This is a genomic window from Serratia sp. PL7 (genome assembly GCF_945957435.1).
Genome location: NZ_CAMFLB010000010.1, coordinates 216,620 through 230,835 on the forward strand (window position 1 = coordinate 216,620; position 14,216 = coordinate 230,835).

The following is a 14,216-nucleotide window of genomic DNA, read 5'->3' on the forward strand; positions in this document are numbered from 1 at the left end:
AGATTATTCCTCGGCTCCGGCGTGAGCATGTTCACTCATGTCCATACCCTGGCTCATGTCCATGCCCTGGTGCGCGGAAGCTTCTGCGCCTTTGTGCATGTGCATATCACCCATGAATTTGCCAATAGTCTCTTTGAACAAATTCGGTTTGACACTGGAGAAGTACTCAACCGGGTTGTTTTCACTCGGCTCTGCCAGTTTGTTAAAATCGCTGGTGGCGTTAAGGGTATTAGACGATTCTTTCACCTTGGCTACCCACTGATCGAAGTCGCCTTCGGTCGGGGTGACAATGGCGGTGAATTTCATGCCGGAGAACCCGCGGCCACTGAAGCTGCTGGAAATACCATCGTATTTGCCCGCTTCGTTGCCGATCAGGTGCAGTTTGGTCTGCATCCCGGCCATCGCATAAATCTGCCCACCTAACTGAGGAATAAAGAACGAGTTCATTACCGAGTTAGAGGTGACTTTGAATTCGACTGGAACATCTTTCGGGAAAGCCAACTCATTAACGGTCGCGATACCCTGCTCTGGGTAGATGAACAGCCATTTCCAGTCTAACGACACCACTTCGATGGTCATTGGCTTTTTGTCGGCGACAATCGGCTTGAATGGATCCAGCGCGTGGGTTGTTTTCCAGGTTATGGTGCCAAGGATGGCGATGATAATGATTGGAATGGTCCAGACGACCGCTTCAATCTTGTTGGAGTGTGACCAATTCGGACTGTACTTGGCGCTCTTGTTGGAAGCACGATACTTCCAGGCAAAGGCAAATGCCATGAAGATCACTGGCACCACAACGATCAGCATCAAGCCGATTGCCGTGAGGATCAGTCTTCGTTGCTCAACACCTATTGCTCCTTTGGGATCCATCAACACCATATCGCAACCGCTTAGCATAACGGTGGCGACAATTAAGGATAACATCCCAATACTTTTATTGTATTTCTTAAGTCTCATCTAACGACCCCAATTACCAAGGCTCTATATTGTCGTTTCATGTGTGCGGGCATTTTACGGGAAGGTTGCAGTACTGTAAACATACTTAAGAGAGTGTCAGCGGCTTGTTGACACTTTCTGTTAAGGGGGTCACACATGTAACGTTAGGTGACAATTTACTAATGGCAACAATGTGTTGGCGAGCTGAATCGTTCCGGGGGGATGCTATGTCATGGAAAACCAAGGGTATGTCAGGATATCGCGTCAGCGGTGGCGATGTTTGAATAGGCGCAAAAAGGTTTATTTAATGTAAAATTTTTGTTTTGTTGAGGTGAATTAAAATCTATTTCCGAGCGTTTTACTCGGGTAAAAAAATAGCTTTGGTAAAAATATTAAATTTTTAACGAAATAAATTCGTTTTTCTGATGCTTTTTTGTTGGCCGAATTTTATCGGCCAACAAAAAAATCACGCTAATTGCGTTCGGCGCAACGCCAGGTAGTCCAACAGGCTACCCATGATAATCCCCACCAGGCTCAGCATGGCACCGGTTTGCAGCAGTTGCACGGCGAGGTTGGGCCAATCGGTCCAATCCAGCGCGTTGGCGATCAGCAGCAGCAACCATACGCCTAGCAGTGAGCAACCGGCGCCCAGCAGGCGTAGTGCCCAGCGATAGGCGGCACGAAACTCAGTGCGTGGCATAAAGTTGTCGGTACGTTGCGTGTACTCCAACGTCTGGCGGCAGATTAACAGCAGCAGCAGGCCTGGAACCGCCGCCGCGATGGAGAACAGGTAAAACAGTGGCCAGCCATGGGCGGTCACGAACCAACCGGCAATCGGCCCGACGTAAACACGGCCAACGGCGGAGAGCGCCGAGAGGAGGGCAAACTGGGTGGCGGAGAAGGATTTGTTGCACAGGGTCATCAGCAGGGCGACAAAGGCTGCGGTGCCCATGCCGCCACACAGGTTTTCCAGGAAAATGGCGCTGCCCATCGTCAGGATGTTTTTAGCGGTGATTGCCAACAGCCAGTAACCGATGTTGGATACTGCCTGCAAAATACCGAACAGCATCAGCGCCCGGAACAGGCTGAGGCGCTGCATCAAGACGCCGCCGAACAGGGCCCCGACGATGGTGGCAAACAGACCGAGGGTTTTATTCACCAGGCCGACCTCGCCGGCATCGAAGCCGACGCCGCGGATCAGAAAGGTGGTGCTTAAACTCCCGGCAAAAGCGTCACCCATCTTATACATCACGATCAGCAACAGGATCAGCCAGGCATTGTTACGGGCGAAGAAGTCACGCAGTGGAGCGACTACCGCCATCTCGAGGGTGCGCGGCGCAGGAATGCTGTCGTCCGGTTCCGGTGCCATCAGCGTAGCGGCTACGCCAATTAGCATCAGCCCGGCCATTAGCCAGTAAGTCGCCTGCCAACCGAAATAGCGATCGGCCAGCCACAGGGCCAGCCCGCCGGAGACCAGCATTGCCAGGCGATAACCCAGTACCGACACTGCGGCCCCGGCCCCGCGTTCTTCGGCCGCCAGCAGATCGGTTTTGTAGGCGTCAAAAACAATATCCTGTGAGGCAGAACAGAATGCCACCACCACCGCCAGCGTGGCCAGCCACCATAGATGCTGTGACGGATTCATAAACCCCATCGCCACGATGGCCACTACCAGCAGCAACTGGCTGATCAACAGCCAGCCACGCCGCCGCCCGAGGAACGGGGGAGTGTAGCGATCCATAAACGGAGACCAGAGGAACTTGAACACGTAGGCCTGACCTACCAGCGAAAAGATACCAATGGTTTTCAGATCGAGGCCTTCGACGGTCATCCAGGCTTGCAGCGTGCCGGAGGTTAATGCCAACGGCAGCCCCGAGGCAAAGCCCAACACCAACAGGATGACGGAATTACGCTGGGTAAAAATATTCAGATACTGTTTCGACATGAGATCCCGATCTGCGCTGCCCTGTAAACCGAGCAGCGCGAGGCATTGCCTGATTAACGTGCGTTTTGCTTGATAAAGTCGTTGACGCTGGTGTCTTGAGCCATATCGGCGATGACGTCACCCAGCACGGTGTTGACCGCATCGGTGATTTTTTCATTGCTGGCGGTGAAGGCACCCTGCACGTTATAGGTAGAACGGTAGTTCTTCACCTGCTTGTTGCCGTTTTTGGCCTGCGCGATGATTGAAATATCCGCTTTGGTGGTGATGTTGTAGCGCAGGTTGCCTTGGGAAACGTCGGCAAACAGCGTATTCACTACGATCTGCAAATCAACCGCACCTGATGGCCCAATCATATAACCACGCGCGCCCATTTGCTTTTCCAGCACTTCTTGTAGCAGGAAGCGCAGATCGCGCGATGGGGTCAGGGTGATCAGTTGGCCGTCACGGTTCACTTTGGCTAGCGCCTGATCGGGGCGTTGGTCTGCACCGTTAATGCTGATAGTGATCCCTTGCAGGGTTGGGTCCTGCTGTGGCAACACGATCTTCGGGGTTACGTTCAGCGTATTGGTGCTGGTCGCACAGCCAGCTAACAGCAGTGCAGCCAGCAGAGGAAGACAAAGTTTTTTTAACATTATGACTGTCTCATCAATCGTGGTTTTATACCCGGTGCTGTTCAAGCCCGCGGGCAGGGTTGTGGGTGCTTGATAATCAAAGCGCTAGAGTCAACGATAAATTGCCGCCATCATAGCATTGCCAACAACGGGTGGAAGTGTTGAAGGTGGCCGTAGCGTAAATTTTTCCTCAACCAGGATAAAAACAGGCTTTTTCGAGTGGCTCAATCGGATAAACCTCAACTGAGCCACTTTTATTGATGAATTTTTCGGCATTGTGTCGTGGGATTTACGATAGCCATGTTCTGGCGAGGGCAAAACCGACTAATATTAAAGTAGAACCTGGTAGCCTGCCGGTGTTGTAAGGAGATCCTATGATCCGCGAGCAAATAGAAGCAAAGTTAAGGGCGGCGTTTGAACCCGCGTATCTGGAAGTGACTGATGAGAGCTATCGGCATAACGTTCCTGCTGGATCCGAAAGTCATTTCAAGGTGGTGTTGGTGAGCGACCGCTTTGTCGGCGAACGGTTCCTGACCCGGCATCGCTCCATTTATGGCGTGTTGGCGGAAGAACTGGAAAACGGCGTACACGCGCTGGCACTGCATACCTATACCCTGAAAGAGTGGGAAGGGCTGCAGGATACGGTGCCGGCTTCGCCACCTTGCCGTGGGGCGGGCACATTAGCTTAATACCTAAAATTTACGGTATCAGTGGAACTTTTACCCGTATTTAAGGTATTACTACTGACGAATTTTGCAACGGCCTGCGGGCCGTTGCTGTTTTTGACGACGACAAAGCCGAAGGTGTTTGCAGCTCTGATGGCCATGGCATCAAGGTATTTGGGCGAAAAATCGGCAAAAGTGTGATTTTTAACGCGCCAGTGCTGCCTTGCCATCCTCGACTAGCTACGCTTGCGCCGCTATAATGTCGCGTCTATTTTTTCCGGAATGGTTTCGGAACGCTCTCGACATCAGGGAACTCGGTTTTTAATGTAGCCGTCCTGGTTCTTGGAACGGAGTTGACCGAGCACTGTGATTTTTTTGAGGTAACAAGATGCAAGTTTCAGTAGAAACCACTCAAGGCCTTGGGCGCCGTCTCTCTATTACTGTACCCGCTGATGTTATCAATCAGGCAGTAAAGAAAGAGCTGATCAACGCAGCTAAAAGCGTACGTATCGACGGTTTCCGTAAAGGCAAAGTGCCGATGAACATCGTCGAACAGCGTTATGGCGCCTCCGTCCGTCAGGACGTGCTGGGCGATTTGATGCAGCGCAACTTTGTTGACGCGATCATCAAAGAGAAAATCAACCCGGCCGGTGCACCAAACTACGTACCGGGCGAGTATAAAGAAGGCGAAGATTTCGCTTTCACCGTGGAATTCGAAGTCTATCCAGAAGTTGAGCTGAAAGGCCTGGAAAGCATCGAGGTTGAAAAACCTGTGGTTGAAGTTAACGACGCCGATGTTGATACCATGCTGGAAACCCTGCGTAAGCAGCAGGCGACCTGGAAAGACACCGACGGCGCAGCCACTGCTGAAGACCGCGTGACCGTTGACTTCACCGGCTCTATCGACGGTGAAGAGTTTGAAGGCGGTAAAGCCGCTGATTTCGTTCTGGCTATGGGCCAGGGCCGCATGATCCCAGGCTTCGAAGAAGGTCTGGTGGGTCATAAAGCCGGTGAAGAGTTCACCATCGACGTCAACTTCCCAGAAGATTACCACGCAGAAAACCTGAAAGGGAAAGCGGCCAAGTTCGCTATCGTGCTGAAGAAAGTTGAACAGCGCGAGCTGCCAGAACTGACCGAAGAGTTCATCAAGCGTTTCGGCGTGGCTGATGGTTCTCTCGCCGGTCTGCGTACCGAAGTGCGTAAAAACATGGAGCGCGAACTGAAAGGCGCCGTGCGTAACCGCATCAAGACTCAGGCTATCGACGGTCTGGTCAACGCTAACGAAATCGACGTGCCAGCGGCACTGATCGACGGCGAAGTCGACGTTCTGCGTCGTCAGGCTGCACAGCGTTTTGGTGGCAACGAGAAGCAAGCGTTGGAACTGCCACGCGAACTGTTCGAAGAGCAAGCCAAACGTCGCGTTGTAGTCGGTCTGCTGTTGGGCGAAGTGATCAGCACCAACGATCTGAAAGCCGATGAAGATCGCGTTAAGACCCTGATCGAAGAAATGGCTTCCGCCTACGAAGATCCGAGCGAAGTTGTTGAGTTCTACAGCAAAAACAAAGAGCTGATGAACAACATGCGTAACGTTGCTCTGGAAGAACAAGCGGTAGAAGCCCTGCTGGCTAAAGCGAAAGTGACTGAAAAAGCCACTACCTTCAGCGAGCTGATGAACCAGACTCAACAAGCGTAATGCTGGTTGATGCCAGGAGCGACCTGATGGCAGGTCCTTTGCCGTAGCTGGGAGTTCCTTACAAGGCCCGTAACTTTGGTTACGGGCTTTTCTTTTGCCACGTGACTGATTAATCTCGGCTTAACTGTGGCAATATGCACTATATTTATTGGGTCGAGGACGAATGGCGGCGGTGGAAGGCCAGTGGTTGTGACCTTGCCTGCCACACAGGGATGTTGGTGAAATTGTTCACCGGGCTTGAAATGCGCTCTGTGACCCCCCAATTCCTACAACAGTATGGGCCGCTTTATCCGCCTGGCGGAATGATAGCGCCGTCAAATCAGTGTGGAGCCTGTCGATGGCTTGAACGTAGTCATGATGGCCGTTCTCAAGTAGAATCGACAGACAATGGCGCCAAGGCAATTTCTATTAGGAGACGGTAATGTCATACAGTGGCGAACGAGACCAATTTGCACCTAACATGGCACTGGTGCCGATGGTGGTAGAGCAGACTTCGCGCGGGGAGCGTTCTTACGATATTTATTCCCGCCTGCTGAAAGAGCGCATTATCTTCCTGACCGGCCAGGTTGAAGATCATATGGCTAATCTGATCGTGGCACAGATGTTGTTCCTCGAGGCAGAAAGCCCAGAAAAAGACATTTTCCTGTATATCAACTCTCCGGGCGGCGTGATCACGGCTGGTATGTCAATCTATGACACCATGCAGTTTATCAAGCCGGACGTCAGCACCATCTGTATGGGGCAGGCGTGTTCCATGGGGTCGTTCCTGCTGACGGCAGGCACCAAGGGCAAGCGTTTCTGCCTGCCAAACTCCAGAGTGATGATCCACCAGCCGCTGGGCGGCTACCAGGGCCAGGCAACGGATATTGAAATCCATGCGCGTGAGATCCTGAAGGTGAAGGCTCGCATGAATGAGTTGATGGCACAACATACCGGCCAATCGCTGGAACAGATCGAACGTGATACCGAACGTGACCGCTTCATGACGGCGGAAGAATCGGTAGAATACGGTCTGGTCGACAGCATTCTGACGCACCGCAGCTAAAACTATACCCGAAGGGTCGCAAGCTGTAGTGCATACCTGTTGCCTGAAAGGTTATGGGTAGCGCGCGGCTTGCGGGCCGATAGGCTATAGTATTCAGAGCGGGCCTGGCTCGCTTTAAAAAGCGTTATCGGCGTTCCCGGTATAAAGTTTGGGCGCATTGTCGCCGCGTAATGGTGCGGGACAAAGACAAAAGAAGAGGTTTGACTCATGACAGATAAGCGCAAAGACGGTTCAGGAAAGCTGCTGTACTGCTCTTTCTGCGGCAAAAGCCAGCATGAAGTGCGTAAGCTGATTGCCGGTCCGTCAGTGTATATCTGCGATGAATGTGTTGATCTGTGTAACGACATTATTCGCGAAGAGATTAAAGAAGTTGCGCCGCATCGCGAGCGTAATTCATTGCCGACACCGCACGAAATTCGTCACCACCTGGACGATTATGTTATCGGTCAGGAACAGGCGAAAAAAGTGCTGGCGGTGGCGGTCTATAACCACTACAAACGCCTGCGTAATGGCGATACCAGCAATGGCATCGAACTGGGTAAAAGCAATATTTTGCTGATCGGCCCAACCGGTAGCGGCAAGACCTTGCTGGCAGAAACGCTGGCACGTTTCCTGGATGTGCCTTTCACCATGGCCGATGCCACAACGTTGACCGAAGCCGGTTACGTGGGTGAGGACGTGGAAAACATCATCCAGAAACTGTTGCAGAAATGCGACTACGATGTGCAAAAAGCCCAGCGCGGCATCGTCTATATCGATGAAATTGATAAAATTTCACGTAAGTCAGACAACCCGTCCATCACCCGTGACGTTTCGGGCGAAGGCGTGCAGCAGGCGTTGCTGAAGCTGATCGAAGGCACGATTGCGGCGGTTCCACCACAGGGTGGGCGTAAACATCCGCAGCAGGAATTCCTGCAGGTGGACACCTCCAAGATCCTGTTTATCTGTGGCGGTGCGTTTGCCGGCCTGGATAAGGTGATTGGCCAGCGCGTTAACACCGGTTCCGGTATCGGTTTTGGTGCCACGGTGAAGGGTGAATCTGAAAAAGCCACCGAAGGCGAACTGCTGTTGCAGGCAGAGCCGGAAGACTTGATCAAATTTGGTCTGATCCCGGAGTTCATCGGTCGTCTGCCGGTGGTTGCCACCCTCAGCGAACTGAGTGAAGAAGCACTGATCCAGATCCTGAAAGAGCCGAAAAACGCCCTGACCAAGCAGTATCAGGCGTTGTTCAATCTGGAAGGGGTAGATCTGGAATTCCGTGAGGAAGCGCTGAACGCCATCGCCAAGAAGGCCATGACGCGTAAGACCGGTGCCCGTGGCCTGCGTTCGATTGTAGAAGGCGCGCTGCTGGACACCATGTACGATCTGCCGTCGCTTGAAAGCGTAGATAAAGTGGTGATCGACGAATCGGTGATCGCTGGCCAATCCAAGCCGTTATTGATTTACGGCAAACCGGAAGCGCAGGCTTCTGGCGAATAATTAGCCAGTCAAACCAGAAAGTTAATCGTAAAAGGGGGATTTTATCCCCCTTTTCTTTTTCTCGACATTGTTACCGTTGAATGTCAGAGATTCATCCCCATATACTCATAATCCAGATTTTGTGAAACGTTTGATGCTTGCGTCTCATGAGATCCCCCTAATCCTGGCGGAAATTAAACTAAGAGAGAGCTCTATGAACCCTGAGCGTTCCGAACGCATTGAAATCCCCGTGTTGCCATTGCGCGACGTGGTGGTTTATCCGCACATGGTGATCCCGTTGTTTGTTGGCCGGGAAAAATCGATTCGGTGCCTCGAAGCCGCAATGGATCACGATAAAAAGATCATGCTGGTGGCGCAGAAAGAGGCCTCGACGGATGAACCTGGCATTAACGATCTGTTCTCGGTAGGTACCGTTGCATCGATTTTACAGATGCTGAAACTGCCGGACGGCACGGTCAAGGTGCTGGTCGAAGGTTTACAGCGTGCGCGTATTACCACGCTTTCCGACAGCGGTGAACACTTCGCTGCCCAGGCTGAATATCTTGAATCACCGGCTATCGACGAGCGTGAGCAGGAAGTCCTGGTGCGCACGGCGATCAATCAGTTTGAAGGTTACATCAAACTGAACAAAAAAATTCCACCGGAGGTGCTGACTTCATTGAACAGCATCGACGACGCTGCACGCCTGGCGGATACCATCGCCGCGCATATGCCGCTGAAACTCAGCGACAAGCAGTCGGTGCTGGAGATGTTCGATATCACCGAGCGTCTTGAGTACCTGATGGCGATGATGGAGTCGGAAATCGACCTGCTGCAGGTTGAGAAGCGCATCCGTAACCGCGTCAAGAAACAGATGGAAAAGAGCCAGCGCGAGTACTATCTGAATGAGCAGATGAAGGCGATTCAGAAAGAACTGGGCGAGATGGACGACACGCCGGATGAACACGAGGCGTTGAAGCGCAAGATTGAAGCAGCCAAAATGCCGAAAGAAGCGCGTGAGAAAACCGAAGCGGAACTGCAAAAGCTGAAAATGATGTCGCCGATGTCTGCGGAAGCGACCGTAGTGCGTGGCTATATCGATTGGATGATCCAGGTGCCGTGGAATGCGCGCAGCAAGGTGAAAAAAGACCTGCTCAAGGCGCAGGAAGTGCTCGATACCGATCACTACGGCCTGGAACGCGTCAAAGACCGCATCCTTGAGTATCTTGCAGTGCAGAGCCGCGTCAGCAAAATCAAGGGCCCAATCCTGTGCCTGGTAGGGCCTCCTGGCGTGGGTAAGACCTCGCTGGGGCAGTCGATCGCTCGTGCGACCGGCCGCCAATATGTCCGTATGGCGCTGGGCGGCGTACGTGACGAAGCGGAGATTCGCGGTCACCGCCGGACTTACATCGGCTCCATGCCGGGTAAACTGATCCAGAAAATGGCCAAGGTTGGGGTGAAAAACCCGCTGTTCCTGCTCGATGAGATCGACAAGATGTCATCCGACATGCGTGGCGATCCGGCTTCAGCCCTGCTGGAAGTGTTGGATCCGGAACAGAACGTGGCGTTTAACGATCACTATCTGGAAGTGGATTACGATCTGTCCGACGTGATGTTCGTGGCGACCTCGAACTCGATGAACATTCCGGCACCGTTGCTGGACCGTATGGAAGTGATCCGTCTTTCCGGCTATACCGAAGACGAAAAGCTGAACATTGCCAAACAGCACCTGTTGCCAAAGCAGCTTGAACGCAACGCGTTGAAGAAAGGTGAGTTGACAGTGGATGACAGTGCCATTATCGGCATTATCCGTTATTACACCCGTGAAGCCGGGGTGCGTAGCCTGGAGCGTGAAATTTCCAAGCTGTGCCGTAAAGCGGTCAAGTCGCTGCTGATGGACAAGAAGCTCAAGCACATCGAGATCAACGGCGAAAACCTCAAGGACTATCTGGGCGTTCAGCGTGTTGACTACGGCCGTGCGGACACCGAAAACCGCGTAGGCCAGGTAACCGGGCTGGCGTGGACGGAAGTGGGCGGCGATCTGCTGACCATTGAAACCGCCTGCGTACCGGGCAAAGGCAAGCTGACCTACACCGGTTCTTTGGGTGAAGTGATGCAGGAGTCTATCCAGGCTGCATTGACCGTGGTACGTGCACGTGCAGAGAAGTTGGGCATCAACGCCGACTTCTATGAAAAACGTGATATCCACGTCCATGTGCCGGAAGGGGCGACGCCGAAAGACGGCCCAAGTGCCGGTATCGCCATGTGTACCGCGCTGGTTTCCTGCCTGACAGGCAACCCGGTGCGTGCCGATGTGGCAATGACCGGTGAGATCACCTTGCGTGGTCATGTGTTGCCGATTGGTGGCCTGAAAGAGAAGCTGCTGGCGGCACACCGTGGCGGTATCAAAACCGTGCTGATCCCTTACGAGAACAAGCGCGATTTGGAAGAGATCCCGGACAACGTCATTGCCGATCTGGAGATCCACCCGGTACAGCGAATCGATGAAGTTTTGAACATCGCACTGGTCAATCCGGCCTTCGGCGCACAGCCGGTAGCGGTAAAATAGTGACGTATAGCAAAAACCATTGATAAAACTCATGCTGGCAAGCCAATTCGGACTTGCCAGTATTTTTTTGTGCCGCTAAGTTAGATCCCTGTCGGCTCGCGTTTCGTCGCCGTTTGGTGGCTTGCCAAGGCACGACGGGATTGATATAACAGCAGCGCTGTCGTAACCGTAGGGATTTTTTCGGTGCGACGTTTTGAATTCTAGAGGGGATGATAGAGTGAATAAGTCACAACTGATCGACAAAATTGCCGCGGGTGCTGATATTTCTAAAGCGGCAGCAGGGCGTGCTTTGGACGCAATTATTGCTTCCGTTACCGATTCCTTGAAAGAAGGGGATGACGTGGCTCTGGTTGGTTTCGGTTCTTTCACCGTGCGTGAGCGTTCAGCTCGTACCGGCCGTAACCCGCAAACGGGTAAAGAGATCAAAATCGCGGCAGCCAAAGTTCCGGCTTTCCGTGCAGGGAAAGCCCTGAAAGACGCAGTAAACTGATTACGGCGTTTCATCGCATCGCGTCGCCGGTAAACAATCACCTGACGCAGCGGTATTGGTAAGGTAAGATATAAGGCGCATCAGGTTGATGCGCTTTTTTTATTTTTGTCGCAGGGAACGCGCCTGCACAAGGGTTGTTAATCCACATCACAGCGGAGTGTTGTCACACTATGATGGACAATTTACGCGCGGCTGCTAACCACGTCGTGCTAAAAATCATCCTGGGGCTGATTATCTTGTCATTTCTTTTGACTGGAGTAGTCAGCTATCAGGGAAGTGCCGGCGATTACGCTGCGAAAGTAAATGGCCAGGTGATCGAACGCGCCCAGCTGGAACAGGCTTTCCAGAGTGAACGTAGCCGTATGCAGCAGGAACTGGGTGACCGTTTCTCTGCCATGGCTGGCAACGAAGGTTACATGCAGCAGATGCGCCAGCAGGTGCTGTCTCAACTGATCGACAAGTCGCTGCTGGACCAGTACGCGAAGACGCTGGGCCTGAGCGCCAGTGACGATCAGGTGAAAGAGGCTATCCGTCAAGAAGCCTATTTCCAGACGGACGGTAAGTTCGACAACGCCAAATATCTCGACCTGATTACCCGTTCGGGCTTTAGCGCAGATCAATATGCGCAATACACGCGCCAGCGGTTAATCAACCAGCAGATGATCCAGGGCTTCGGCGGTTCCGACATCGTCCCACCAAGCGAAGCAGAGTCTATGGTTGCCCTGGTTCTGCAAGAGCGCGATGTGCGCCTGGCGACGATCGATCTCAATGCCATGATGGCCAAGCAAACCGTCACCGACGAAGAGCTGAAGGCCTTCTTCGAGCAGAACAAAAACAGCTTCATCGCACCCGAGAAGGTGAAAGTGAGCTTTATCCCGCTGGATGCTGCGGCATTGCAGGATAAAGTGACCGTTACCGAAGCGGATATCAGCGCCTATTACGATGGGCATCAAAGCAGCTTTGGCCAGCCGGAACGCAAAAAATTCAGCGTGATCCAGCTGAAAACCGAAGCGGATGCCAAGGCAGTATTGGAAGAGCTGAAAAACGGTGCTGATTTCGCTGCGTTGGCGAAAGAGAAATCTACCGACATCATCTCGCGCCGTACCGGTGGCGAAATGGACTGGATGGAGCCAGATACCACGGCAGACGAACTGAAACAGGCTAACCTGACCGAGAAAGGCCAACTTTCTGGCGTAGTGAAGTCTTCAGTGGGTTATCTGATCGTGCGCCTGGACGATATCAAGCCTGCGCTGGTGAAGCCATTGAGCGAAGTGCATGATGCTATCGCCAAGCAGATCAAGCAGGAAAAAGCGGTAGATGCCTACTATGCGCTGCAGCAGAAAGTCAGCGAAGCGGCGACCAGCGATAACGAGTCCCTGGCCTCGGCGGAAGAAGCTGCGGGTATCAAGGCGGCTAACACCGAATGGTTTACCCGTGACTCTGTTCCTGCTGAGTTGAACTTCAAGCCGGTTGTGCAGGCCATCTTCGATGGTTCGCTGATTGGCGAGAACGGCGCACCAGGCAGCAACTCTGACGTCATCACCGTTGACGGTGACCGCGCGTTCGTGATCCGCGTTGTGGCCCATCAGCCGGAAGGGATTGAACCTTTCGACAAGGTGAAAGATCGCGTAACCGCGATGGTCAAACACAACAAGGCACTGCAAGAAGCCAAACTGCAGGGTGAAAAACTGCTGGTTGAGTTGAAGCAGGGCAAAGGCGATGAGGCGATGAAAGCCGCAGGTCTGAGCTTCGGCAGCGTACAGAAAATGGCACGCGCCCCGGAAGACAGCCAACTGGTGGAAGCCGTATTCGCACTGCCGCACCCGCAAGCCGGTAAAGTGGTTTACGGTATGTCACAGGATGCTCAAGGGAACGTGGTGTTGATCGCCCTGGATAGCGTTAAGCCAGGTACGTTGCCAGCAGACGAAATGAAAACCTTCGTCAGCAACATGGAGAAAGGAAGCGCTAGCGTGACCTTCGATGCCTTGCTGACTAACCTGCGCAAAGAAGCCAAGATCAAAATGGGTGCCGCTGAGCAACAACAGCCGTAACTTGTCCCCTATGGATTTCAAGTTGCAGCTAGGCGACAAGCTTGTTTATCCCCAGAAACTTACTTTTCGTCAGTGACTGGGGTGAGCAAGTGCAGGTAACAACGCTGCAGCTTGAAAGACGACGGGGATTCGCACCGCATTTTTTTGCAACAGCTTGAAAGACTCAAAGGCCGCTTTCGCGGCCTTTTCCACATTTAAACTCTGCCAATTGCCGATCATCCGCCGCTGCGGCAAGGTAACCTTGCTGTCAAACACAAGGAGGATACAGCATGCAACTTAGCGAAAATAAAGCCATTACCCGTTTTACCGTTATCCGCCAGCTACTCCTGGCGGCGGCGCTGTTTGGCCTGATAGGGAACTCAGCCATTGCCGCAGAGAAACCCTCTCTGGGGCAACCACAGGCCGCTGCGGTATCGCCTAAGGTCAGCCTTGAAGCGCAAAGCGAGGGGGAAGCCAAGGTCAGCATTAACCAGGCAGATGCAGAGGCGTTAGCCAGCATGTTGAACGGCGTAGGGCTGAAAAAGGCGGAGGCCATAGTGCGCTATCGCGAACAGAACGGGCCGTTTAGTGAAATAGACCAGCTACAAGAGGTGCCGGGGATCGGTCCCTCCTTGGTGGAAAGAAATCGTGATCGACTGAAAATGTGATCCCGCTCGCGGCTGCGTGGCAAAGTGGCCTCGCAGCCGCGCTGCTCTGCTACATTTTACAGGTCATACCAGTCATCCATCGCAAACTCTTTGCCCAAGCCCTGCG

At 53.0% G+C, this 14,216-nt stretch carries 11 protein-coding genes; 8 read left to right on the top strand and 3 right to left on the bottom strand.

The window, feature by feature from the left end:
- Positions 1-3 precede the first annotated feature (3 nt).
- The 3 genes from cyoA to N6G83_RS31550 all read right to left on the bottom strand — a co-directional run bounded on the left by cyoA (position 4) and on the right by N6G83_RS31550 (position 3,513).
- Entirely contained in the window at positions 4-957 is a 954-nt protein-coding gene (gene cyoA / locus N6G83_RS31540; protein ID WP_024483941.1) for a cytochrome o ubiquinol oxidase subunit II, read from the bottom strand.
- A gap of 445 nt (positions 958-1,402) precedes the next feature.
- Complete coding sequence (gene ampG, locus N6G83_RS31545) at positions 1,403-2,881, bottom strand: muropeptide MFS transporter AmpG (protein ID WP_024483942.1); 1,479 nt, start codon at positions 2,879-2,881, stop codon at positions 1,403-1,405.
- 53 nt (positions 2,882-2,934) lie between these two features.
- Positions 2,935-3,513: a lipoprotein gene (locus N6G83_RS31550; RefSeq protein WP_021180171.1), complete on the bottom strand. Its 579-nt coding sequence runs from the start codon at positions 3,511-3,513 to the stop codon at positions 2,935-2,937.
- A 353-nt stretch (positions 3,514-3,866) separates the two neighbouring features.
- On the opposite strand from N6G83_RS31550, the gene bolA reads away from it, so the two are divergent.
- From bolA to N6G83_RS31590, 8 genes are all read left to right on the top strand, one after another.
- Entirely contained in the window at positions 3,867-4,181 is a 315-nt protein-coding gene (gene bolA, locus N6G83_RS31555) for a transcriptional regulator BolA (protein ID WP_021805484.1), read from the top strand.
- A 364-nt stretch (positions 4,182-4,545) separates the two neighbouring features.
- A complete protein-coding gene (gene tig, locus N6G83_RS31560; protein ID WP_024528379.1) occupies positions 4,546-5,850 on the top strand; it encodes a trigger factor in 1,305 nt (434 codons plus the stop codon).
- A 421-nt stretch (positions 5,851-6,271) separates the two neighbouring features.
- The gene (gene clpP, locus N6G83_RS31565; protein WP_021180167.1) at positions 6,272-6,895 is read left to right on the top strand and encodes an ATP-dependent Clp endopeptidase proteolytic subunit ClpP; all 624 of its coding nucleotides are present in this window, start codon (positions 6,272-6,274) and stop codon (positions 6,893-6,895) included.
- 207 nt (positions 6,896-7,102) lie between these two features.
- Entirely contained in the window at positions 7,103-8,374 is a 1,272-nt protein-coding gene (gene clpX, locus N6G83_RS31570) for an ATP-dependent protease ATP-binding subunit ClpX (protein ID WP_021180166.1), read from the top strand.
- Between the two features lie 193 nt (positions 8,375-8,567).
- Complete coding sequence (gene lon, locus N6G83_RS31575) at positions 8,568-10,922, top strand: endopeptidase La (RefSeq protein WP_021805482.1); 2,355 nt, start codon at positions 8,568-8,570, stop codon at positions 10,920-10,922.
- A 217-nt stretch (positions 10,923-11,139) separates the two neighbouring features.
- Positions 11,140-11,412 carry a nucleoid-associated protein HU-beta gene (gene hupB, locus N6G83_RS31580; RefSeq protein WP_004954599.1) on the top strand — a complete coding sequence of 91 codons (273 nt, stop codon included), beginning with the start codon at positions 11,140-11,142 and terminating at the stop codon, positions 11,410-11,412.
- A 170-nt stretch (positions 11,413-11,582) separates the two neighbouring features.
- Positions 11,583-13,463, top strand: coding sequence for a peptidylprolyl isomerase (ppiD, locus tag N6G83_RS31585; RefSeq protein ID WP_211134863.1), 1,881 nt, complete (start codon positions 11,583-11,585; stop codon positions 13,461-13,463).
- 269 nt (positions 13,464-13,732) lie between these two features.
- Positions 13,733-14,110, top strand: coding sequence for a ComEA family DNA-binding protein (locus N6G83_RS31590; protein WP_211134864.1), 378 nt, complete (start codon positions 13,733-13,735; stop codon positions 14,108-14,110).
- Positions 14,111-14,216 lie beyond the last annotated feature (106 nt).

Coding starts and splice junctions, on each gene's coding strand:
- cyoA (WP_024483941.1), bottom strand. CDS start 957: ATGAGACTTAAGAAATACAATAAAAGTATTGGGATGTTATCCTTAATT.
- ampG (WP_024483942.1), bottom strand. CDS start 2,881: ATGTCGAAACAGTATCTGAATATTTTTACCCAGCGTAATTCCGTCATC.
- N6G83_RS31550 (WP_021180171.1), bottom strand. CDS start 3,513: ATGTTAAAAAAACTTTGTCTTCCTCTGCTGGCTGCACTGCTGTTAGCT.
- bolA (WP_021805484.1), top strand. CDS start 3,867: ATGATCCGCGAGCAAATAGAAGCAAAGTTAAGGGCGGCGTTTGAACCC.
- tig (WP_024528379.1), top strand. CDS start 4,546: ATGCAAGTTTCAGTAGAAACCACTCAAGGCCTTGGGCGCCGTCTCTCT.
- clpP (WP_021180167.1), top strand. CDS start 6,272: ATGTCATACAGTGGCGAACGAGACCAATTTGCACCTAACATGGCACTG.
- clpX (WP_021180166.1), top strand. CDS start 7,103: ATGACAGATAAGCGCAAAGACGGTTCAGGAAAGCTGCTGTACTGCTCT.
- lon (WP_021805482.1), top strand. CDS start 8,568: ATGAACCCTGAGCGTTCCGAACGCATTGAAATCCCCGTGTTGCCATTG.
- ppiD (WP_211134863.1), top strand. CDS start 11,583: ATGATGGACAATTTACGCGCGGCTGCTAACCACGTCGTGCTAAAAATC.
- N6G83_RS31590 (WP_211134864.1), top strand. CDS start 13,733: ATGCAACTTAGCGAAAATAAAGCCATTACCCGTTTTACCGTTATCCGC.